At 40.4% G+C, this 21,761-nt stretch carries 22 protein-coding genes; 15 read left to right on the top strand and 7 right to left on the bottom strand.

Annotated elements, in window-relative coordinates; all coding sequences use genetic code 11:
* Positions 1-10: 10 nt before the first annotated feature.
* From serS to SK608_RS08240, 4 genes are all read right to left on the bottom strand, one after another.
* Positions 11-1,285, bottom strand: coding sequence for a serine--tRNA ligase (gene serS / locus SK608_RS08255; RefSeq protein ID WP_000884230.1), 1,275 nt, complete (start codon positions 1,283-1,285; stop codon positions 11-13).
* Positions 1,286-1,498: 213 nt separating this feature from the next.
* The gene (locus tag SK608_RS08250) at positions 1,499-1,870 is read right to left on the bottom strand and encodes a DUF956 family protein (protein ID WP_000079350.1); all 372 of its coding nucleotides are present in this window, start codon (positions 1,868-1,870) and stop codon (positions 1,499-1,501) included.
* A 2-nt stretch (positions 1,871-1,872) separates the two neighbouring features.
* A complete protein-coding gene (locus SK608_RS08245; protein WP_000869661.1) occupies positions 1,873-3,237 on the bottom strand; it encodes an aspartate kinase in 1,365 nt (454 codons plus the stop codon).
* Positions 3,238-3,361: 124 nt separating this feature from the next.
* Entirely contained in the window at positions 3,362-3,748 is a 387-nt protein-coding gene (locus SK608_RS08240; RefSeq protein WP_033678134.1) for a DUF3775 domain-containing protein, read from the bottom strand.
* Between the two features lie 176 nt (positions 3,749-3,924).
* On the opposite strand from SK608_RS08240, the gene SK608_RS11360 reads away from it, so the two are divergent.
* From SK608_RS11360 to SK608_RS08170, 14 genes are all read left to right on the top strand, one after another.
* Complete coding sequence (locus tag SK608_RS11360) at positions 3,925-4,176, top strand: hypothetical protein (protein WP_033678131.1); 252 nt, start codon at positions 3,925-3,927, stop codon at positions 4,174-4,176.
* A 12-nt stretch (positions 4,177-4,188) separates the two neighbouring features.
* On the top strand, positions 4,189-4,974 hold the full coding sequence (locus tag SK608_RS08230) for an enoyl-CoA hydratase (protein WP_033678128.1): 786 nt from the start codon (positions 4,189-4,191) through the stop codon (positions 4,972-4,974).
* 91 nt (positions 4,975-5,065) lie between these two features.
* Positions 5,066-5,500 (top strand): fatty acid biosynthesis transcriptional regulator FabT, encoded by a 435-nt coding sequence (gene fabT / locus SK608_RS08225; protein WP_000386358.1) that lies wholly within the window; start codon positions 5,066-5,068, stop codon positions 5,498-5,500.
* Complete coding sequence (locus tag SK608_RS08220) at positions 5,500-6,474, top strand: beta-ketoacyl-ACP synthase III (protein WP_033678125.1); 975 nt, start codon at positions 5,500-5,502, stop codon at positions 6,472-6,474. The genes fabT and SK608_RS08220 overlap by 1 nt, the downstream gene beginning before the upstream one ends.
* Before the next feature lie 58 nt (positions 6,475-6,532).
* Positions 6,533-6,757 (top strand): acyl carrier protein, encoded by a 225-nt coding sequence (locus SK608_RS08215; protein ID WP_000257838.1) that lies wholly within the window; start codon positions 6,533-6,535, stop codon positions 6,755-6,757.
* Between the two features lie 117 nt (positions 6,758-6,874).
* The gene (fabK, locus tag SK608_RS08210) at positions 6,875-7,849 is read left to right on the top strand and encodes an enoyl-[acyl-carrier-protein] reductase FabK (protein ID WP_033678122.1); all 975 of its coding nucleotides are present in this window, start codon (positions 6,875-6,877) and stop codon (positions 7,847-7,849) included.
* The gene (gene fabD / locus SK608_RS08205; protein WP_033678120.1) at positions 7,842-8,765 is read left to right on the top strand and encodes an ACP S-malonyltransferase; all 924 of its coding nucleotides are present in this window, start codon (positions 7,842-7,844) and stop codon (positions 8,763-8,765) included. The genes fabK and fabD overlap by 8 nt, the downstream gene beginning before the upstream one ends.
* A 40-nt stretch (positions 8,766-8,805) precedes the next feature.
* The gene (gene fabG / locus SK608_RS08200) at positions 8,806-9,537 is read left to right on the top strand and encodes a 3-oxoacyl-[acyl-carrier-protein] reductase (protein WP_033678117.1); all 732 of its coding nucleotides are present in this window, start codon (positions 8,806-8,808) and stop codon (positions 9,535-9,537) included.
* 21 nt (positions 9,538-9,558) lie between these two features.
* Positions 9,559-10,794 carry a beta-ketoacyl-ACP synthase II gene (gene fabF, locus SK608_RS08195; RefSeq protein WP_000774072.1) on the top strand — a complete coding sequence of 412 codons (1,236 nt, stop codon included), beginning with the start codon at positions 9,559-9,561 and terminating at the stop codon, positions 10,792-10,794.
* A gap of 2 nt (positions 10,795-10,796) precedes the next feature.
* On the top strand, positions 10,797-11,282 hold the full coding sequence (accB, locus tag SK608_RS08190) for an acetyl-CoA carboxylase biotin carboxyl carrier protein (RefSeq protein ID WP_033678115.1): 486 nt from the start codon (positions 10,797-10,799) through the stop codon (positions 11,280-11,282).
* Positions 11,279-11,701 carry a 3-hydroxyacyl-ACP dehydratase FabZ gene (fabZ, locus tag SK608_RS08185; protein ID WP_000565515.1) on the top strand — a complete coding sequence of 141 codons (423 nt, stop codon included), beginning with the start codon at positions 11,279-11,281 and terminating at the stop codon, positions 11,699-11,701. Before accB ends, fabZ begins: the two co-directional genes overlap by 4 nt.
* Positions 11,702-11,712: 11 nt before the next feature.
* Positions 11,713-13,080 (top strand): acetyl-CoA carboxylase biotin carboxylase subunit, encoded by a 1,368-nt coding sequence (gene accC, locus SK608_RS08180; RefSeq protein ID WP_033678113.1) that lies wholly within the window; start codon positions 11,713-11,715, stop codon positions 13,078-13,080.
* Between the two features lie 36 nt (positions 13,081-13,116).
* Positions 13,117-13,983 carry an acetyl-CoA carboxylase, carboxyltransferase subunit beta gene (accD, locus tag SK608_RS08175; RefSeq protein WP_033678111.1) on the top strand — a complete coding sequence of 289 codons (867 nt, stop codon included), beginning with the start codon at positions 13,117-13,119 and terminating at the stop codon, positions 13,981-13,983.
* Complete coding sequence (locus SK608_RS08170; protein ID WP_033678109.1) at positions 13,980-14,747, top strand: acetyl-CoA carboxylase carboxyl transferase subunit alpha; 768 nt, start codon at positions 13,980-13,982, stop codon at positions 14,745-14,747. The genes accD and SK608_RS08170 overlap by 4 nt, the downstream gene beginning before the upstream one ends.
* Before the next feature lie 140 nt (positions 14,748-14,887).
* Here SK608_RS08170 and nusB read toward each other — a convergent pair whose 3' ends face one another.
* From nusB to efp, 3 genes are read right to left on the bottom strand one after another with little or no spacing between them, the layout of a single operon-like run.
* Entirely contained in the window at positions 14,888-15,313 is a 426-nt protein-coding gene (gene nusB / locus SK608_RS08165) for a transcription antitermination factor NusB (RefSeq protein WP_033678107.1), read from the bottom strand.
* Positions 15,306-15,695 carry an Asp23/Gls24 family envelope stress response protein gene (locus SK608_RS08160; RefSeq protein ID WP_023938546.1) on the bottom strand — a complete coding sequence of 130 codons (390 nt, stop codon included), beginning with the start codon at positions 15,693-15,695 and terminating at the stop codon, positions 15,306-15,308. Before SK608_RS08160 ends, nusB begins: the two co-directional genes overlap by 8 nt.
* A 21-nt stretch (positions 15,696-15,716) precedes the next feature.
* Positions 15,717-16,277 (bottom strand): elongation factor P, encoded by a 561-nt coding sequence (gene efp / locus SK608_RS08155; RefSeq protein WP_000568643.1) that lies wholly within the window; start codon positions 16,275-16,277, stop codon positions 15,717-15,719.
* A gap of 256 nt (positions 16,278-16,533) precedes the next feature.
* On the opposite strand from efp, the gene SK608_RS08150 reads away from it, so the two are divergent.
* A partial coding sequence (locus SK608_RS08150; RefSeq protein WP_033678105.1) for a GEVED domain-containing protein occupies positions 16,534-21,761 on the top strand: 5,228 nt, incomplete at its 3' end.

The following is a 21,761-nucleotide window of genomic DNA, read 5'->3' as shown; positions in this document are numbered from 1 at the left end:
ACCTTATTTTTTATGGTTTGATAACTTCAGCTCCACCCATGTATGGACGAAGAACTTCTGGGATGGTCACAGAACCATCCTCATTTTGGTAGTTTTCAAGAATAGCAGCCACTGTACGTCCAACTGCAAGTCCAGAACCGTTCAAGGTGTGAAGGAGTTTCACCTTACCATCTGCTTCATCACGGTAACGAATTTGGGCACGACGGGCTTGGAAATCTTCTGTGTTTGAACAGCTTGAAATTTCACGGTAGGTATTTTGCGCTGGAATCCATACTTCTAAGTCGTAAGTCTTAGCAGCTGAGAAGCCCATATCTCCTGTAGAGAGAGCAACGACACGGTATGGAAGGTTAAGTTTTTGAAGAATGTTTTCAGCGTTGGCTGTCATTTTTTCCAATTCTTCATAAGATTCTTCTGGTTTGGCAAATTTAACCATTTCAACCTTGTGGAATTGGTGTAAACGAATCAAGCCACGAGTATCACGGCCAGCAGAACCAGCCTCGGAACGGAATGATGGGCTCATAGCAGTGAAGTAGATTGGTAGGTCTTTACCGTCAATAATTTCATCACGGTAGTAATTTGTCAGAGGAACTTCAGCTGTAGGAATAAGGACGTAATTGCTGTCGCTGAGTTCAAAAGTATCTTCCTTGAATTTTGGATATTGACCAGTCCCAAACATAGAATCATGGTTAACCATGTAAGGCGTGATGACTTCTGTATAGCCTTCTTTTCCATGTTCATCCAACATAAAGTTATAGATAGCACGTTCCAAACGAGCACCGAGACCTTTATAGAAGAGGAAACGAGCGCCTGTTACCTTACCACCGCGTTCCCAGTCGAGGATACCAAGGTCTTCACCAAGATCCCAGTGAGCTTTTGGCTCGAAATCGAACTCGCGTGGAGTGCCCCAACGACGAACTTCCACATTGTCATCTTCGTCAGCCCCAACAGGAACGCTGTCAGCAGGAATATTTGGAAGAGTAGTGGTAAATTCTGTCAATTTAGCATCGATTTCTGCCAATTCAGCATCCAAGGCTTTGACTTCAGCAGATAGAGTTTGCATGGCAGCAATCTTGTCATCTGCATTTTCCTTGTTGCGTTTGGCTTGGGCAATCTCAGCTGAAACTGTGTTACGTTCTGCCTTGAGAGTTTCAACCTTGACCAAGATGTCACGACGTTTGGCATCGATTTCTTTCATCTCATTCAAGACAGCAGCATCTACACCACGTGTAGCCAATTTTTCTGCGACAGCATCAAAGTCTGTACGAATACGTTTGATATCTAACATAAGAACTCCTTTATAAAAAAAGCACACCTGACAAAGCGTTGGAGTGGCAGGGCCACGGTTCCATCCAACTTCACAGGTGTGCACTTGATTGTGTATGCAATTGTTACTAACGGTAGAATTTCACCTATCCCTCCTATCTGCTCGCAGCACCCGCAGACTTTCTGAAAGAAGAAGATAACCTACTTATCCGTTGCTATGATTATACTAAAGTTTCTACTTTTTTGCAAATAGATTTTTAAATTTTTGACTAATGGTTTGAATCAGGGTCGGAAGTTTGACGACCTTGTCATTGCCCAGTTTTTCGCGAGCAATTTTAAGAATGGCACCTGAGTCTTTTGAAGCAAAGAGGAATTTTCCTCTGTCTGTAAAGACTTCGAAGTGGCGACTGATTTTGCGACCAGTGACATTAGCTCCAATTTGGTTGATATGGCTCCAAGGAATCTGGATAAATTGTTCAACATTGACATCGGGGTAAAATTCCAAAGCCTGATCTCCGACAAGGAATTTCCCAACTTTCCCAGCTATAGAGAGGTAGGAGGTGCCTGTCGTATTGAGAAGCACTGTTTTGTTAAGAGATTGGGCCATGCTTAGTCTTCCTTACTTTCACCGAAAAAGGCATTGTAGAGGGCTTTAATAGCTGCTTTCTCTTGGTCCTTATGGACAACAAACATAATAGATACTTCACTAGAACCTTGAGACATCATCTGGATGTTGATCTTATTTTCAGATAGAGCACGTGTCGCTGTAGCAGTTACTCCGATATGGCTCTTCATCTTTTCTCCAACAATCATAATGATTGAAAGGTCGTGCTCGATTTCTGCATGGTCTACTTCAGCCTTTTGAACCAACTGACGAAGGATTTCTTCTTCCTTGATAGGAGTTAGTTCGCGAGAACGGAGGATGATTGAAAGATCGTCGATACCTGTTGGCATATGTTCCCAACCGATGTTAAGATCTTCAAGGATTTGAAGAACTTTGCGTCCAAATCCAACCTCACGGTTCATGAGGTATTTAGACATATTAATGCTGACAAAGCCAGAGTCACCAGCAATTCCCACAACTGGGAATTCATCACTACTATGTTTTAGAACGATACGAGTACCTGGATGATCAGGATTGTTGGTATTCTTGATAACCAGAGGAATTTTTCCACGGTAGGCAGGTAGAAGGGCTTCGTCATGAAGGACTGAGAAGCCTGCATAGGCCAACTCACGCATTTCACGGTAGGTCAACTCTGGGATAGAGTGTGGTTGGTGAATAATACCAGGGTGGGCTGCAAAGATACCATCAACGTCTGTAAAGTTTTCATAGAGATCGGCCTTAACACCGGCAGCAATGATAGAACCTGTAATGTCTGATCCTCCACGTGAGAAGGTACAGATTTGATTTTCCTTGGTAACTCCAAAGAAACCAGGAATGACAAGGACTTCATTTGCATTTGTCAATTCTTCAATCTTGTCATAACTTGATGGAATGATGCGAGCGTGACCAGGTTCACTTGTGACCACAATACCAGCTTCTCTAGGGTGCACATAGCGTGCATCGATCCCGTTTTGATTAAAGTAGGCAGCGATTAACTTAGCATTGTTATTTTCACCAGCTGCTAGGAAAGTATCGTAGAGAAATTCATTTTCATCAATAGGAAGAGTGGCTAAGGCACGAATGCTTTTAGAAATTTTTTCTAGTACAGCTGGTTTAAGACCTAGTTCACTAACCATAGCAGCATAGCGGTCGATAATCCAGTTTTGGCTCTTGCTAATATCGTTACCAGCAACATAGTCGCGGTAGTATTTAATCAAGGCATCCGTAACCTTAGTATCTTCAGCATTGCGTTTACCAGGCGCAGAAACGACTACAAAACGACGCTCTGAATCGCTTTTGACGATGTTTAAAACTTTTTCTAATTGACTAGCAGAGGCAAGAGAGCTACCTCCAAATTTAACAACTTTCATAAGAACTCCTAAAGTAAGTATTTTATACGATTATAGCAGAAAGAAAGCCTTTTTTCAATGAAGAAAAAGGAATATAAAAAGCAGTTTGTCCTAAGACTTACTGCATATGGTTTCTAAATTTGATTTAAAGTTTAATTCCGAGGATTCGGTATCCTTCTGTAAGATATTCACCTAATGGTTTGTCAACCATGTAAAGAACTTCTATTTCTTTAGAATCTTGACTTGATGATTTTACCTCATCAAAACGGGTGAAAAAGATTTCGTCAGGAGATTTTTGTTCAACATTATTTTCTCTACCTAAATACATGATGGTTTGAAGTGCAATGACTTCATCACGATTCAATTTCATGAGAAGTTCTACTATTTGTTTTGAGAGCAAATCAACTTCATCTGAAATTTGTATATCAGCTAAAGAAATAATTTTGAAAGTTTTGTTCTCTCGTCTATCTTTATCTCTTTTATTTGCCAACTTTACGACATCTTTTGCGACTTTTATCAAGTTTCTATACATGGATTTACTCCTTTTTCAAAAATACTTTTTTTAATTATATCATATTAAGTGTATTGATTCAAATAAGATGATTAACTTTTAAAAATCAAAATCGGCTGAGACACTTTTAGTCGATTTTTTCTTGCTTTCGAGTTTTAAAAAAGCTATACTTTGAAAATAAAATAATTTAACACTCAATGAAAATCAAAGAGCAAACTAGGAAGCTAGCCGTAGACTGGTCAAAGCACTGCTTTGAGGTTGTAAATAAGACTGACGAAGTCAGCTCAAAACACTGCTTTGAGGTTGTAAATAAGACTGACGAAGTCAGCTCAAAACACTGTTTTGAGGTTGTGAATAGAACTGACGAAGTCAGTAACCATACCTACGGCAAGGCGAAGCTGACGTGGTTTGAAGAGATTTTCGAAGAGTATAAACTGCTTATAAAATAAAAAGGAGCCCTGATGGAACACATTATTTATCAGCTTGATGAGGACTTGGCAATCCTTACCTTGAATCGTCCTGAGGTCGCGAATGGTTTTCATATCCCTATGTGTGAGGAGGTTTTAGAAGCTCTGACTTTGGCAGAAGAGGATCCGGCTGTGCATTTTGTCTTAATCAACGCGAATGGCAAAGTCTTCTCCGTTGGGGGAGATTTGGTTGAGATGAAGCGAGCAGTCGATGAGGATGATATTCCATCATTGACAAAAATCGCAGAATTAGTCAATACTATTTCCTATAAAATCAAGCAAATTGCTAAGCCTGTCTTGATGGAGGTTGATGGAGCTGTTGCAGGTGCTGCAGCTAATATGGCTGTTGCTGCAGATTTCTGTCTTGCAACGGATAAGGCTAAGTTTATCCAAGCCTTTGTTGGAGTTGGCTTGGCTCCGGATGCAGGAGGGATTCATCTCTTGAGCCGCAGTATTGGTGTGACGCGTGCTGCTCAACTAGCTATGACAGGAGAGGCCTTAACCGCAGAAAAAGCTCTGGAGTGGGGGCTGGTTTACCGCGTCTGTGAAGCTGATAAACTTGAAAAGACGAGAGAACAGCTTCTTAAAAAATTAAGACGTGGTTCAAGTAATTCCTATGCAGCCATCAAGAAGTTGGTTTGGGAGAGCCAATTTAAAGACTGGCAGGATTATGCTACTTTAGAACTGAACCTACAGGAATCCTTAGCTCAAACAGAGGATTTCAAAGAGGGAGTTCGGGCTCATTCGGAGAGAAGAAGACCGAAATTTACTGGAAAATAAGAAAATACTTGCACTGTTCTTTGAAGTTTGATATAATTTTTTTGTCAAATGTTTTGATTGTGAAAGTTTTTTGAAAAGGAGGGAAAAGAGATTGGACTACCAACGAATTAATGAATATTTAACATCTATATTTAACAATGTCCTCGTCATCGAGGAAGTTAGCTTGAGGGGTAGTCGTTTCAAAGATATCTCCATCAAAGAAGTACATACAATCGATGTAATTGGAAAATTCCCAGATGTGACGCCAAGTCAAGTGTCAAAAGAGTTGATGGTGACTCTTGGGACGGTTACGACTAGTTTGAATAATCTTGAACGCAAGGGTTACATTGAACGCATTCGCTCAGAGCAGGATCGTCGTGTGGTGCATCTGCATTTGACAAAGAAAGGTCGCTTGGTTCATAGACTTCATAAACGCTTCCATAAGGCTATGGTCGAAAATATTATTGACGGTATGAGCAAGGAAGAAACTGAAGTTATGAGCAAAGGTTTGACTAAACTTTATCAATTTTTGGAGGATTTGAAATAATGGCTTTTGCAAAAATAAGCCAGGTTGCTCATTATGTGCCAGAGCAAGTGGTTACAAATCATGATTTGGCTCAGATTATGGATACCAATGATGAGTGGATTTCAAGTCGGACGGGAATACGACAAAGGCATATTTCAAGAACAGAATCTACCAGTGATTTGGCTACAGAAGTTGCTAAGAAACTGATTGCAAAAGCTGGAATCACAGGAGAGGAGTTAGATTTTATCATCCTAGCTACCATTACTCCTGATTCGATGATGCCCTCTACAGCTGCTCGTGTTCAAGCTAATATTGGTGCTAATAAGGCCTTTGCTTTTGACCTAACAGCGGCTTGCAGTGGATTTGTTTTTGCTCTTTCAACTGCTGAAAAGTTTATCGCTTCTGGTCGCTTTCAAAAAGGCTTGGTGATTGGTAGTGAAACTCTCTCTAAAGCAGTCGATTGGTCAGACCGATCAACAGCTGTTTTGTTTGGAGATGGTGCTGGTGGTGTCTTGTTAGAAGCTAGCGAACAAGAGCATTTCTTGGCAGAGAGTCTCAATAGCGATGGAAGTCGCAGCGAGTGTCTGACCTATGGACATTCAGGCCTACATTCTCCATTTTCAGATCAAGAAAGTGCAGATTCGTTTTTGAAGATGGATGGACGCGCAGTTTTTGATTTTGCTATTCGGGATGTAGCCAAGTCTATCAAGCAGACTATTGAAGAATCTCCTGTAGAGGCGACAGACTTGGATTATCTGCTACTTCATCAGGCTAATGACCGTATCTTGGATAAAATGGCTAAAAAAATTGGTGTTAACCGAGATAAACTTCCAGCCAATATGATGGAATATGGCAATACCAGTGCAGCCAGTATCCCGATTTTACTTTCAGAGTGTGTAGAACAAGGCCTCATCCGTTTAGATGGTAGCCAGACTGTTCTACTATCAGGCTTCGGTGGAGGCTTGACATGGGGCACGCTCATTCTTACAATTTAGGTAATCATGTGGTGAACACATTGTTATAAAAAACTATTTATTTTAAAGGAGTCCTATCATGGCAGTATTTGAAAAAGTACAAGAAATTATCGTTGAAGAACTTGGAAAAGACGCATCAGAAGTAACACTTGAATCAACTTTTGATGATTTGGATGCAGATTCATTGGACTTGTTCCAAGTAATCTCAGAAATTGAAGATGCTTTTGATATCCAAATCGAAGCAGAAGATGACTTGAAAACAGTTGGTGACTTGGTTGCCTACGTTGAAGAGCAAACAAAATAAGCAGAATATAAGATAGAAGGAGTAGGGAAACCCGCTCCCTCTTGTTTAGGCAATAGTTTGATTGTCAAATTATGACAGTATCGAACTATTACGTAAGCAAGAAACGATGGAGGCACTATGAAAACGCGTATTACAGAATTATTGAACATTGAGTATCCTATTTTCCAAGGAGGAATGGCTTGGGTTGCTGATGGTGATTTGGCAGGGGCTGTTTCCAAGGCTGGAGGACTAGGGATTATCGGTGGGGGGAATGCCCCTAAAGAAGTTGTCAAGGCAAATATTGATAAAATCAAATCGTTAACGGATAAACCCTTTGGTGTCAACATCATGATCTTGTCACCCTTTGTGGAAGATATTGTAGACCTTGTTATTGAGGAAGGGGTTAAGGTAGTGACAACAGGTGCAGGAAATCCTGGCAAATACATGGAACGCTTCCATGAAGCTGGGATCACAGTCATTCCTGTTGTACCAAGTGTTGCCCTAGCTAAACGCATGGAAAAAATCGGTGCGGATGCTGTTATTGCAGAAGGAATGGAAGCTGGGGGGCACATTGGCAAATTAACAACCATGACCTTGGTGCGTCAAGTGGCGGCAGCTGTATCTATTCCTGTTATTGCTGCAGGAGGAATTGCGGATGGTGAAGGTGCTGCGGCTGGATTTATGCTAGGTGCAGAGGCTGTTCAGGTTGGAACTCGCTTTGTCGTTGCCAAAGAGTCTAATGCCCATCCAAATTATAAGGCGAAAATTTTAAAAGCTAGGGATATTGATACTACGATTTCAGCTCAACACTTTGGACATGCTGTTCGGGCAATTAAAAATCAGTTGACTCGTGATTTTGAAAAAGCCGAAAAAGATGCCTTTAAACAAGAAAGTCCTGATTTGGAAATCTTTGAACAAATGGGAGCGGGTGCTCTAGCTAAAGCGGTTGTTCACGGAGATGTGGATGGTGGATCTGTTATGGCAGGTCAAATTGCAGGGCTTGTTTCCAAAGAAGAAACCGTTGAAGAAATCCTAAAAGATTTGTATTACGGAGCAGCTAAGAAAATTCAAGAAGAAGCCTCTCGTTGGGCAGGAGTTGTAAGAAATGACTAAAACAGCCTTTTTATTTGCTGGTCAAGGTGCCCAGTATCTAGGTATGGGACGGGATCTCTATGATCACTATCCGATTGTCCAAGAAACGATTGATCAAGCGAGTCAGGTTCTTGGTTATGATTTGCGTCATCTCATCGATACAGAAGAAGAAAAACTCAATCAGACCCGCTATACGCAACCAGCTATTCTAGCGACTTCGGTTGCTATCTACCGTTTATTGCAAGAAAAGGGCTATCAGCCTGATATGGTTGCTGGTTTGTCTCTTGGAGAATACTCTGCCTTGGTGGCCAGCGGTGCCTTGGATTTTGAAGATGCGGTTGTCTTGGTTGCTAAGCGTGGCGCCTATATGGAAGAAGCGGCCCCTGCTGGCTCTGGCAAGATGGTGGCTGTTCTCAATACGTCAGTAGAGGTCATTGAAGAAGCCTGTCAAAAAGCTTCTGAACTTGGAGTGGTTACCCCAGCAAACTATAATACACCTGCACAAATCGTGATTGGTGGAGAAGTGGTTGCAGTCGATCGAGCTGTTGAACTCTTGCAGGAAGCAGGCGCCAAACGCTTGATTCCTCTTAATGTTTCAGGACCTTTTCATACCGCTCTCCTTGAGCCTGCTAGCCAGAAACTGGCTGAAACTCTAGCTCAGGTAAGTTTTTCAGATTTCACTTGTCCCCTAGTCGGCAATACAGAAGCTGCAGTTATGAAAAAAGAAGACATTGCTCAACTTTTGACGCGTCAGGTCAAGGAGCCAGTTCGTTTCTATGAAAGTATTGGGGTCATGCAAGAAGCAGGCGTAACCAACTTTATCGAGATTGGTCCGGGGAAAGTCTTGTCAGGCTTTGTGAAAAAAATTGATAAGACAGCTAAATTAGCCAATGTTGAAGATCAGGCTAGCTTGGAAGCCTTGCTAGAAAACAAGTAATCCCTTCTCCCATAAATACAAGAGGAAACAGGAGAAAAGAATGCAACTAAAAAATAAAAATATCTTTATTACAGGTTCGAGTCGTGGAATTGGTCTTGCCATCGCCCACAAGTTTGCTCAAGCAGGAGCCAATATTGTTTTAAACAGTCGTGGGGCAATCTCAGAAGAATTGCTCGCTGAGTTTTCAAACTATGGTGTCAAGGTGGTTCCCATTTCAGGAGACGTGTCAGATTTTGCAGACGCTAAGCGTATGGTTGATCAAGCTATTGCAGAGCTAGGTTCAGTAGATGTTTTGGTTAACAATGCAGGAATTACTCAAGATACCCTGATGCTCAAGATGACAGAAGCGGATTTTGAAAAAGTTCTCAAGGTGAACCTGACTGGTGCCTTTAACATGACACAATCAGTCTTGAAACCGATGATGAAAGCCAGAGAAGGTGCTATCATTAATATGTCTAGTGTTGTTGGTTTGATGGGAAATATCGGTCAAGCTAACTATGCAGCTTCTAAGGCTGGTTTGATTGGTTTTACCAAGTCTGTGGCGCGTGAAGTGGCCAATCGCAATATCAGGGTTAATGCTATTGCACCTGGAATGATTGAGTCCGATATGACAGCTGTTCTATCAGACAAGGTAAAAGATGCCATGCTGGCTCAAATTCCTATGAAAGAATTTGGGCAGGCAGAGCAGGTTGCAGATATGACAGTATTTTTAGCAGGTCAAGATTATCTAACTGGTCAAGTGGTTGCCATTGATGGTGGCTTAAGTATGTAGCAGAAGCTAGAGGTAAAAAAGATGAAACTAAATCGCGTAGTAGTAACAGGTTATGGAGTAACATCTCCAATCGGAAATACACCAGAAGAATTTTGGAATAGTTTGACAACTGGAAAAATCGGAATTGGTCAAATTACAAAATTTGATCATAGTGACTTTGATGTGCATAATGCAGCAGAAATCCAAGATTTTCCTTTTGATAAATACTTTGTAAAGAAAGATACCAATCGTTTTGATAACTACTCTTTGTATGCCTTGTACGCAGCCCAAGAAGCTGTTAATCATGCCAATTTGGATGTAGAGGCTCTTGATAAAGATCGTTTTGGTGTTATCGTTGCCTCTGGCATTGGTGGAATCAAAGAAATTGAAGATCAAGTGATTCGCCTAAATGACAAAGGACCAAAACGTGTGAAACCATTGACCCTTCCAAAAGCCTTGCCAAATATGGCTTCAGGAAATGTTGCCATGCGTTTTGGAGCAAACGGTGTTTGTAAATCCATCAATACTGCCTGCGCTTCATCAAATGACGCGATTGGGGATGCCTTCCGCTCAATTAAATTTGGTTTCCAAGATGTTATGTTGGTAGGTGGTTCAGAAGCCTCTATTACACCTTTTGCTATTGCTGGTTTCCAAGCCCTAACAGCTCTCTCTACTACAGAGGATCCAACTCGTGCTTCTATCCCATTTGATAAGGACCGCAATGGTTTTGTTATGGGGGAAGGTTCAGGGATGTTGGTTCTTGAAAGTCTGGAACACGCTGAAAAACGTGGGGCTACTATCCTTGCTGAAGTAGTTGGTTACGGACACACCTGTGATGCCTACCACATGACTTCTCCTCATCCAGAAGGTCAGGGAGCTATCAAGGCCATCAAATTAGCCTTGGAAGAAGCTGAGATTTCCCCAGAACAAGTAGCCTATGTCAATGCTCACGGAACCTCAACTCCTGCCAATGAAAAAGGAGAAAGTGGTGCCATCGTAGCTGTTCTTGGTAAGGAAGTGCCTGTATCATCAACCAAGTCTTTCACAGGACATTTGCTGGGGGCTGCAGGTGCAGTAGAAGCTATTGTCACTATCGAAGCTATGCGTCATAACTTTGTTCCAATGACAGCTGGGACAAGTGAAGTATCGGATTATATCGAAGCCAATGTCGTTTATGGACAAGGCTTGGAGCAAGAAATTCCATACGCTATTTCAAATACTTTTGGTTTTGGTGGCCACAATGCAGTTCTTGCTTTCAAACGTTGGGAGAATAAATAACTATGAATTTAAACGATATTAAAGACTTGATGGCTCAATTTGACCAGTCAAGTTTGAGAGAATTTTCTTATAAAAATGGGACGGATGAGTTGCAGTTTAGCAAGAATGAAGCGAGACCTGTGCCTGAAGTTGCAGCTCAAGTCGCTCCAGCACCCATTCTAGCAACACCGAGTCCAGTAGCTCCTACATCTGCTCCATCAGAGACTGTAACAGAAGAGGTTCCAGCTTCAGCAGAAACAAGTGTGGCTGCTGAGGGAGATCTTGTAGAGAGTCCACTTGTTGGGGTGGCTTACTTGGCTGCTGGTCCTGATAAACCTGCCTTCGTTACAGTTGGTGATAGTGTTAAAAAAGGTCAAACATTGGTAATTATCGAAGCCATGAAAGTCATGAATGAAATCCCAGCTCCTAAGGATGGTGTGGTAACGGAAATTCTCGTTTCTAACGAAGAAATGGTTGAGTTTGGTAAAGGATTGGTACGTATCAAATGATCGATATTCAAGGAATCAAAGAAGCTCTGCCTCACCGCTATCCTATGCTTCTAGTGGACCGTGTCTTGGAAGTGAGCGAGGATACTATTGTTGCCATCAAAAATGTGACCATCAATGAGCCCTTCTTTAACGGCCATTTTCCTCAATACCCAGTTATGCCAGGTGTTCTTATCATGGAAGCCTTGGCGCAAACAGCGGGTGTCTTGGAATTGTCTAAGCCTGAAAATAAAGGGAAACTAGTTTTTTACGCTGGTATGGACAAGGTTAAGTTTAAGAAGCAAGTTGTACCAGGCGACCAATTGGTTATGACGGCGACTTTTGTAAAACGTCGTGGTACCATTGCCGTGGTTGAAGCCAAAGCTGAAGTGGATGGCAAGCTTGCTGCTAGTGGTACTCTTACCTTTGCAATTGGAAACTAAGGAGGTTCTCCATGTTTCGAAAAATTTTAATTGCCAATCGTGGTGAAATTGCGGTTCGTATTATCCGTGTGGCGCGTGAATTGGGGATTGCGACGGTGGCGGTTTATTCAACTGCTGATAAGGAAGCCCTTCATACGCTTTTGGCAGATGAGGCTGTTTGTATCGGGCCTGGTAAGGCAACAGAGTCTTATCTCAATATCAATGCGGTTCTATCAGCTGCAGTCTTGACTGAGGCAGAAGCCATTCACCCTGGTTTTGGATTTCTCAGTGAAAATTCCAAATTTGCAACTATGTGTGAAGAGGTTGGCATCAAGTTTATCGGTCCATCTGGTCATGTAATGGATATGATGGGAGACAAGATCAATGCGCGTGCTCAGATGATCAAAGCAGGTGTACCTGTCATTCCAGGTTCAGATGGAGAAGTGCATAACTCTGAGGAAGCTTTGACTGTCGCTGAAAAAATTGGCTATCCTGTTATGCTCAAGGCTTCAGCAGGTGGTGGTGGTAAAGGGATTCGTAAGGTTGAAAAACCAGAAGACCTTGTTTCAGCCTTTGAAACAGCCTCAAGTGAAGCTAAGGCCAATTATGGCAATGGTGCCATGTATATAGAACGGGTTATCTATCCAGCTCGTCACATCGAGGTTCAAATCCTAGGAGATGAACACGGAAATGTGATTCACTTGGGGGAACGAGATTGTTCTCTTCAACGGAATAACCAAAAAGTTTTGGAAGAAAGTCCTTCGATTGCAATCGGAAAAACGCTGCGCCATGAAATTGGTTCTGCGGCTGTTCGAGCTGCGGAGTCTGTTGGCTATGAGAATGCAGGGACTATTGAGTTTCTTCTTGATGAAGCCAGTGGTAAATTCTATTTCATGGAAATGAATACTCGTGTACAAGTAGAGCATCCAGTAACAGAGTTTGTTTCAGGTGTGGATATCGTTAAGGAACAAATTCGCATTGCAGCAGGTCAGCCTTTGTCTGTTAAGCAAGAAGATATTGTCCTACGCGGTCATGCCATCGAGTGTCGTATCAATGCAGAAAATCCAGCCTTTAACTTTGCTCCAAGTCCAGGTAAGATTACTAATCTCTATCTGCCAAGTGGTGGAGTTGGCTTGCGCGTGGATTCAGCAGTTTATCCAGGTTATACCATTCCGCCCTATTATGATAGTATGATTGCCAAAATCATCGTTCACGGTGAAAATCGTTTTGATGCCTTGATGAAAATGCAACGTGCTCTCTATGAACTAGAGATTGAAGGGGTGCAGACCAATGCAGATTTCCAGCTTGACCTCATTTCAGATCGCAATGTCATTGCTGGGGATTATGATACTTCCTTCTTGATGGAAACCTTCTTACCTAAATATCAAGAAAAAGAATAAAATGACTTCAAGAGTTTAAACCGAAAAGGGGAATCAATGGCTCTATTTAGTAAAAAAGATAAGTATATTCGAATCAATCCCAATCGTTCGGTTAGGGAAAAACCTCAAGCCAAGCCAGAGGTTCCAGATGAATTATTTTCTAAGTGTCCAGGCTGTAAGCATACCATCTATCAGAAGGATCTGGGAAGTGAGCGTATCTGTCCACATTGTAGCTATACCTTTCGTATTTCTGCCCAAGAACGCTTGGCTTTGACGATTGATATGGGAACCTTCAAGGAATTGTTTACAGGGATTGAAAGCAAGGATCCCTTGCATTTCCCTGGTTATCAAAAGAAACTAGCAACTATGCGTGAAAAAACTGGTCTGGATGAAGCCGTTGTGACAGGAACTGCTCTTATTAAAGGTCAGACTGTGGCTCTTGGGATTATGGATTCCAACTTTATCATGGCTTCTATGGGTACGGTTGTAGGTGAAAAAATCACTCGCTTATTTGAGTATGCGACGGTTGAACAGTTGCCAGTTGTTCTTTTTACCGCCTCTGGTGGCGCCCGTATGCAGGAAGGAATCATGAGTCTCATGCAGATGGCCAAGATTTCTGCAGCAGTTAAACGGCATTCAAATGCAGGGCTCTTTTACCTGACCATTTTGACAGATCCGACAACAGGTGGTGTAACAGCTTCTTTCGCTATGGAAGGAGATATCATTCTGGCTGAACCACAGAGCTTGGTTGGTTTTGCTGGGCGTCGTGTCATTGAAAATACGGTTCGTGAAAGCTTGCCTGAGGATTTCCAAAAGGCAGAATTCCTATTGGAACATGGCTTTGTGGATGCTATTGTCAAAAGAAGAGATTTGCCAGACACCATTTCTAGCCTAGTCAGATTGCACGGAGGGGGTCCTAGATGAATAGTGCAAAAATAGTCAGAGAAGCGCGTGAGCAGAGTCGCTTGACAACTTTGGACTTTGCGACAGGCATTTTTGATGAATTTATCCAATTACACGGTGACCGTTCTTTTCGTGACGATGGTGCAGTTGTTGGCGGTATTGGCTGGCTTGGTGACCAAGCTGTAACAGTGGTTGGTATCCAAAAAGGCAAGAGCTTACAAGATAATCTTAGACGGAATTTTGGCCAACCACATCCAGAAGGCTACCGCAAGGCCCTACGGTTGATGAAACAGGCTGAAAAATTTGGCCGTCCAGTGGTGACCTTTATCAATACAGCAGGTGCCTATCCTGGTGTCGGAGCGGAAGAACGTGGACAGGGGGAAGCTATCGCTCGCAATCTCATGGAAATGAGTGACTTGAAAGTTCCGATTATCGCCATTATTATCGGTGAAGGTGGTTCAGGAGGGGCTCTGGCTCTAGCAGTCGCAGACCGTGTCTGGATGCTGGAAAATTCTATCTATGCCATTCTCAGCCCAGAAGGCTTTGCTTCCATTCTATGGAAGGACGGCAGTCGTGCCATGGAAGCGGCAGAACTGATGAAAATCACTTCACACGAGCTGTTAGAAATGGACGTGGTGGATAAGGTGATTTCTGAAGCAGGACTTTCTAGTAAGGAACTGATTAAGAGTGTCAAGAAAGAACTCCAAGCTGAGCTATCTATACTCTCACAAAAACCGCTAGAAGAGTTGTTGGAAGAGCGTTACCAACGATTTAGAAAATACTAATACAAAAACTAGAACTGACGAAGTCAGTAACATCTATACGACAAGGCGACGTTGACGCGGTTTGAAGAGATTTTCGAAGAGTATTACTCTGTGCAGAGGGGAAAGTCAAAAGGTGCTTGGAAGACCAAACACCTTTTCGATTATTCATTTTCTTCTGTCACAAATTGACTAAGCAGTCCGTTGATAAAGCGGGCTGCTTTTTGATCTGAAAAATTCTTAGCGAGTTCAATAGCTTCATTGACTGCTACCAGCTGAGGTGTATCAAATGATGTAATTTCAAAGATACCCAAGCGTAGTAAGTTTTTTTCGACCAAAGTCAAACGTTCAACTGTCCAGCCTGACTTGAGGTGCTGGTTGATTTGTTTATCCAACTCGTCTTTTTGAGATTGAACGCCAGAAACCAAGTTCAAAAGAAAGGCAGGGATTTGCACATCTGCATCTTCACGGTCATGTGTGTAGGCAAAGTGACAAGCCGTTTCCATATCTGTACCGAATTCAAGGCTCATAAGAGCTTGAAAAGCGCATTTACGAAGTTCACGTCTAGATTCTAATAATGGACTAGTCATTGAGGAAGTCCTCGTTAAATAGATCTTTCAACTCTGGTTTAGGTGTTTTGTCTGGAACAATTCCTGTAACATGGATATTGACAGCAGAAAGTTCCACATCAGCCATATCATGGACAGCATCTTTGACCGCTTTTTGAATAGCAAGAGCAACTTTTGGTACCTTCACACCGTACTCAAGATAGAGGTAGATGTCAGCAGTTAGTTCTTCGTTGCTTTCTTTTAAGTAGACGCCACGACCAAGAGAGAGTTTTGATAGGGTATCAGATACGGATTTATTTGAAAATGAGTGGACACCATCAACTTTAGCAGTTGCGATGGCAATGATTTTTTCAAGTACACGTGGAGCGATAACGATTTCGCCAAATTGTTCTTCAATTCCCATAGAATGACCTCTTTCTAGAGATTAGGCACGAGAAACGTAAGTTCCTTCTGCAGTGTTGATGATCAATTTTTGTCCAGCTTCGATGAAGTCAGGAACGTTGACAACAAGTCCAGTTTCCATAGTTGCAGGTTTACCAGAACCTGTGACAGTAGCACCTTTGATAGATGGTTGTGTTTCAGCAACTGTCAATTCAACAGTAGTTGGTACAGTTACACCGATTACTTCAGTTCCGTAGAATTGGATTTTTACATCAGAGTTTTCAAGGATGTAAAGCAATTCATTTTCAACGTTTACGACTGGGATTTCGTATTGGTCGTAAGTTTCAGTGTTCATGAAGTAGGCAGTTTCATCCATTTTGTACAAGTATTGAGCTGGAACAGTCTCGATAATAGCTTGTTCGAATTTTTCTTCTGGACGGTAGCTTGTATCAAATGTAGAACCAGTACGGACATCACGTAATTTCATACGCATGATTGTGTTTCCTTTACCTGGTTTGTGGTGGCTAGCTTCCAAAACGCGGATTAATTTTCCGTCTGCAGTTTCAAATGTCATACCAGCTTTCAATTTGCTTGCTTCAATCATGTTTTTACCTCTTTAATAAATATTATTACTCTTCATTTTACCATAAAAGGAATGAAAAAGAAAGTTAGAGGTAGGATAATGGAGATATTTATATAAATTTATACTTGTACGAAAAAATGATTTAGAATGTTATATTTTTAAAATGAAATTTATAAGCAAATACTGTAAAAGTGACTCTGAAATATGATATAATTTATAAGAGTATATTTGTACCAAAGAGTGCATATATATATATATATATAAAAGGTGGTAAGCTATGTTTAAATTGTCGAGACAACAAAAAGATCATCGATATTTTTGTGGAAATAGATACGAAAAATATTCGATTAAAAAATTAAAAGTTGGTGCTGCGAGTGTCTTAATCGGGGCAGGATTTTTGTTTGGTTACAATGTAGATACGGTAGAAGCAGACTCTGCTACTGAAACGGTGGTAACGAAGGATGCTGATACGGGACTAAACCAAGCTCAAGAAAATACGCAAGCAGGAACTGTCTCTGAGCCAAAATCAGATAGTGAAACAAAATCAGAATTAGCTGAGCAACCAAAATCAAATGCAGGGCTAGAAAAGTCAGTTGAGCCAGTAAAACCTGTAAAAGCAAATGAAAAAGATACAGACCAAGCTTCAACAGTTTCAGAGAATGCTAATACAGAAGTGACTGAGACAAAACCATCTGTCAATCTATCTCTCTTGCAAGCAAAATTAGCAGATTTGGAAGCTCAAATTGAACGCATCCGAGGAAATAAAAAACAAGCATCTCAAATCCAAAATGCCGAAAAACTAGTTGCAGAAGCTAAGCAATATTTAAGTGCCTTGGGTGCAACACAGTCAGGAGCTGATAAAAAAGCTAAAGAAATTAGTGCATTAACTACTATTTTAAAATCAATAAAAGCAGAAGAAACAGTAAAAGAAAATAAAAATCAAGACAGCCGTAATGGTAAAAAGATGCAAGAAGGAACTGGTTTCAGAACTGATACAGCTACGGGTACCGGTATCTCAGCGGATGTTGAAGATGCAACTAGTACGCCAAAAGTTGAAAGACCAGGTTATACAAATAGAGAACATTCTGAAAAACTAGCCAGTCAAGTAACATGGTTAGATTTTGCAGATAAAAATCACTGGACAAATTTTGATGAAGAAAATGGTAAAATTTATTTAAAAGAAGGTTCTGTTTATGAAAATGATGTTTATCCAGATTATCGTATTAGGGTAAGGGTGAAATCATTAAAACCATTCCAGGCGACAGAAATCTATAGAAAGAGAATGGAAGCAAGAGGAGCAACAGACGAGGAAAAAGCTACATTTGATCCTAATGCGACGAATCAATATCTTACTAGAGGTGATGGGCAAGGAGCACCTGCTCGCGTAACTGCGTCTGCTCAAGATGAGTGGTCTGAAATTAGAGATAATGGTATTAATACTAATGGTAAAAAAACTAGCATAGCAGTAGACAAACCTGGATCAAACTGGGGTATTCAATTTGAAATAAGTGCATCTTATAAAGGAAAAACTATCCGTCCTGCTGTATTAATGGCTGATGCAGAAAGTGCAAATCCAGGTGAAAATATTATTTTCACAACGAATGGTGATGGCTGGGAACAAATAATAGAATTGAAAAAAAATAGAGAGGATGCTAAACCATATACTCCAACAAATCTAGATAATTTACACAATACTGAGTTAACAGACACTGATGTACCACGAGGTGTAAGTAAATATAACTGGAACAGGTTGAAAGAAATGATGGATGGAACAACACTTGTACCGGTTGGTCAAAATGGTAAGAAAGTAGCACTGAAATACTATGCAAATCCTGATAAAGAAACTGGAGGACTAGAAACTGGAGTGTTTGGACCTAGTATGACAGCTGGTCCTTATAGTGTACCTGTTGTAATGACAAAAGATGCATCTGAAGTCGGAATGTACGTATTATCTCAAGGAATGCAATCCGCTATGATGGGAGTTATTCCGTTAGATGAAGGGGATGCTCCAGAGTCTTATGGAGAAGCAGTGCATACAATTAATTCAAGAAATACTTTTACTGGGGTTGAAGTGAAGCAACCATATATAGGAAGTAATAGACCTGATCCGGATACTAATAGTAAGAAAAATTGGTTTGGTGATGATGAATCAGGTGATGCTGACGAAGGTGTGAATCAATTACTTCCTGATAACCTTAAAGGAAATGAAGGAAGTATTATTAAAGCTAATGTTTCTATAGCTGGTAATTATACATTAACGATTCAAGCACATACAGGTGGCGCGGAGAAAGCTTACGTTCGCTCTTGGATTGATTTTAATAAAAATGGTAAATTTGATGACGATGAAGCTTCTGAAATTGCTACTATTACACAAGATGGTACTGTAGAATTAAACTTTAAAAATAAAACAGCGACTAATGTAGAAAAATTACTAGAGGCAGGAACAAGGGTTCGTATTTCAAATACAGAATCAGAAATTGTAAATCCTACAGGGATTGCATTTTCTGGGGAAGCAGAAGACTTTGTTGCAAAAATTACACATCCACCAAAAGGTGAAAAGAAAACAACTATTGGAAACATAAAAGAAACTCAACGTGAAGAAATTCACTTTACAGCAGAAGGTAAAAATGTTTATGTTCGAGAAGATATAGATGCTGAAATTGACGCAACAGTGCAACCAACATATATTGATAATAAAACTGGTCAAGTAGTGACACTATCAAGTGATGGTACTTATACAGTTGAAGGAGAAGGTACCTATAAATTTGCTGTTTCAGATAATGGAAAAGATGTAAAAGTTGAATTTACACCAGCAGATGGTTTTGTTGGTAAAGCAAATGGTATTTCTATTCGCCGTCAAGATACGAATAAAACAACAACAGATTGGGGTACTCCTGATGCTACAACCCTTCCAAATGTTAATGATTCATTAAATACAATGGACGGATTGTATATTCCAGAAGTGACACCTCCAACTTCGGTTTCGGCAACTCCAGTTAATGCTGAGAGTCAAAACTTGCAAGGATTCCCACAAAAAGGGAAACCTACATTTACTGTTGAAACTTCATCAACTCCAGTGACAGCTTCAGCTAAATACCCAGCAAAATTAGTGGATCCAAGAACAAATACAGTTACAGAATTAACAACAGTGGATGCATTTGAAAAGGGAACAACTAATAAAATTGGTACGTATACAATTGTACCTGAAACAGGTGAAGTTACATTTACACCAAATAAAGATTTCAAAGGAATTCCAGCACCAGCAACAATTTCTGCTGATGTAGAATTAACTCATGACAAAGATGGACATGTAACTACTAAAACTTTAACAGCTACTTATACACCAACAATTATCCCGGTTGAACCAACAGCAATTGCTTCAAGAACAAGTGGACCAAAAGGAAAACCACAAACATCTCCAATTAAGCTAGATGAAGAAGAAACTGGAGAAGATAAAGACAAGACAGTTAACTTCAATAAAGGTACTCAAGAAGGACCTAATAGAGAACGTGTTGAATTAGATCCTACTACTTTAACATTAGTAAATGATGCTGGAGCAGAAGTAGAGAGTGTAGTAACAAGTGACGGTACGTATACGTTAAATAAAGCTGAAAAGACAATTACCTTCACTCCAAATGAAGATTTCGTTGGAACAGCTAAACCTGTGAGCGTTCGAATTAAAGATGCAAATGGTACGAAAGCTGATACAACCTACACACCAACAGTTCGTCCAGTTACAACATTTGTGGACAGTTCTGGAACTCCAATCACTGTTGATAAAAATAATACCCCTGTAACGCCAGAAGTTGATGGAACGCAACCTAATAAACCGATTTATGGATATAAATTTGTTCGTACTGAAACTGATGATAAAGGGAATACGAAACATGTTTATGAAACAGTTAAAGGAAATGTACTTGTTAAATATGTAGATGAAAAAGGAACTCCTCTAGCAGGAACTGCAACAATGCCAGGAACTACAACTGAAACTGTAACAGCAGCTGGTGTAACAGCAGTTACTGAAGCAGAGTTAGGCACAAGTTATGATAATAAAGTAGCTGAGAAAAAAGCGACTAAGATTACAACAGCAGATGGAAAAGTATATGAACTTGTAACAGAAAATAATGGATTATACAATACATCAGATCCAGAAACAGGAACAGTAACAGAAGCTGATAAAGTTGTAACATTCGTCTACAAAGAGAAAAAATCAGCAGTAAATGTGAAGTATGTTGATAAAAATGGTCAAGCAATCGCAGGAACTGCAACAATGCCTGGAGATACAACTGAAGAAGTAACAGTTGATGGATTAAAACCTGTAACAGATGCAAGTGTTAATACTGATTACAATGTTGCAGACAAAAAAGCTACTAAGATTACAACAGCAGATGGTAAAGTTTACCGACTAATTGCTGAACGTGATGGATTATTAGATGGATCTAAACCAGCGTCTGGTAAAGTAGAAGAAAACGAAATTACTGTAACTTATCAGTATGAATTACTAGGAAGTGTAGTGACTAAATATGAATTATCAGATGGTACTGAATTAACAGGTGAATTAACATTTGATAATGCAACAACTCCAACTACAGTAGAAGAAAAAGGATTAGCAGTTGCAAATGCAACAGATGTATCAAATGGTACAAATTATGATGCAAGCACTCCAGCTAACAAACCGAATAAGATTACAACAGCAACTGGAGAAGTATATTACCTAGTATCTTCTGATAATGGAGTAAAAGCTGGCTCAGCAACAGTTACTGGAACAGTAGAAGAAGGTAAAACAAAAGAAGTTACTTATGTCTACGAAAAAGCAGGTTCAGTAGTCATCAAATACATTAATACTGACGGTACTGAAATTAAAACATCTGTACAAGATTCTACAAATGTTAAAGCAGGAACAGCCTATAACGCAGCTGAAACTGATGAAAAACCAGCAACAATTGAATTTAACAACAAGAAATATAAACTAGTTACAAAAGAAGGCACTACTACAACTAACGCAACTTACTCTGCAGAAGCAGTCGTAACAAACGGAGAAAACGTTGGCGCTGCAGAAGGACAAGTAGTAGCAGGAAAAACACTTGAAGTAACATATGTTTATGAAGAAGTTAAAGGTAATGTTCTAGTTAAATATGTAGATGAAAAAGGAACTCCTCTAGCCGGAACAGCTTCATTGCCAGGGGATAAAACTGAAACAGTAACAACAGATGGCGTAAAAGCAGTTACTGAAGCGGAGTTAGGCACAAGTTATGATAATAAAGTAGCTGAGAAAAAAGCGACTAAGATTACAACAGCAGATGGAAAAGTATATGAACTTGTAACAGAAAATAATGGAGTATACAATACATCAGAACCAGAAACAGGAACAGTAACAGAAGATGATAAAGTTGTAACATTCGTCTACAAAGAGAAAAAATCAGCAGTAAATGTGAAGTATGTTGATAAAAATGGTCAAGCAATCGCAGGAACTGCAACAATGCCTGGAGATACAACTGAAGAAGT

Origin of the sequence: Streptococcus mitis subsp. hohhotensis, assembly GCF_000722775.1 — a bacterium.
GTDB classification, from domain to species: Bacteria; Bacillota; Bacilli; order Lactobacillales; family Streptococcaceae; genus Streptococcus; species Streptococcus carlssonii.
The sequence above is the reverse complement of the archived record's forward strand: the minus strand, read 5'-3'. Positions and strand labels throughout refer to the sequence as shown.

Excerpts from the sequence above, each read along its gene's own strand:
- serS (WP_000884230.1), bottom strand. The coding sequence starts at position 1,285 with ATGTTAGATATCAAACGTATTCGTACAGACTTTGATGCTGTCGCAGAA.
- SK608_RS08250 (WP_000079350.1), bottom strand. The coding sequence starts at position 1,870 with ATGGCCCAATCTCTTAACAAAACAGTGCTTCTCAATACGACAGGCACC.
- SK608_RS08245 (WP_000869661.1), bottom strand. The coding sequence starts at position 3,237 with ATGAAAGTTGTTAAATTTGGAGGTAGCTCTCTTGCCTCTGCTAGTCAA.
- SK608_RS08240 (WP_033678134.1), bottom strand. The coding sequence starts at position 3,748 with ATGTATAGAAACTTGATAAAAGTCGCAAAAGATGTCGTAAAGTTGGCA.
- SK608_RS11360 (WP_033678131.1), top strand. The coding sequence starts at position 3,925 with ATGAAAATCAAAGAGCAAACTAGGAAGCTAGCCGTAGACTGGTCAAAG.
- SK608_RS08230 (WP_033678128.1), top strand. The coding sequence starts at position 4,189 with ATGGAACACATTATTTATCAGCTTGATGAGGACTTGGCAATCCTTACC.
- SK608_RS08220 (WP_033678125.1), top strand. The coding sequence starts at position 5,500 with ATGGCTTTTGCAAAAATAAGCCAGGTTGCTCATTATGTGCCAGAGCAA.
- SK608_RS08215 (WP_000257838.1), top strand. The coding sequence starts at position 6,533 with ATGGCAGTATTTGAAAAAGTACAAGAAATTATCGTTGAAGAACTTGGA.
- fabK (WP_033678122.1), top strand. The coding sequence starts at position 6,875 with ATGAAAACGCGTATTACAGAATTATTGAACATTGAGTATCCTATTTTC.
- fabD (WP_033678120.1), top strand. The coding sequence starts at position 7,842 with ATGACTAAAACAGCCTTTTTATTTGCTGGTCAAGGTGCCCAGTATCTA.
- fabG (WP_033678117.1), top strand. The coding sequence starts at position 8,806 with ATGCAACTAAAAAATAAAAATATCTTTATTACAGGTTCGAGTCGTGGA.
- fabF (WP_000774072.1), top strand. The coding sequence starts at position 9,559 with ATGAAACTAAATCGCGTAGTAGTAACAGGTTATGGAGTAACATCTCCA.
- accB (WP_033678115.1), top strand. The coding sequence starts at position 10,797 with ATGAATTTAAACGATATTAAAGACTTGATGGCTCAATTTGACCAGTCA.
- fabZ (WP_000565515.1), top strand. The coding sequence starts at position 11,279 with ATGATCGATATTCAAGGAATCAAAGAAGCTCTGCCTCACCGCTATCCT.
- accC (WP_033678113.1), top strand. The coding sequence starts at position 11,713 with ATGTTTCGAAAAATTTTAATTGCCAATCGTGGTGAAATTGCGGTTCGT.
- accD (WP_033678111.1), top strand. The coding sequence starts at position 13,117 with ATGGCTCTATTTAGTAAAAAAGATAAGTATATTCGAATCAATCCCAAT.
- SK608_RS08170 (WP_033678109.1), top strand. The coding sequence starts at position 13,980 with ATGAATAGTGCAAAAATAGTCAGAGAAGCGCGTGAGCAGAGTCGCTTG.
- nusB (WP_033678107.1), bottom strand. The coding sequence starts at position 15,313 with ATGACTAGTCCATTATTAGAATCTAGACGTGAACTTCGTAAATGCGCT.
- SK608_RS08160 (WP_023938546.1), bottom strand. The coding sequence starts at position 15,695 with ATGGGAATTGAAGAACAATTTGGCGAAATCGTTATCGCTCCACGTGTA.
- efp (WP_000568643.1), bottom strand. The coding sequence starts at position 16,277 with ATGATTGAAGCAAGCAAATTGAAAGCTGGTATGACATTTGAAACTGCA.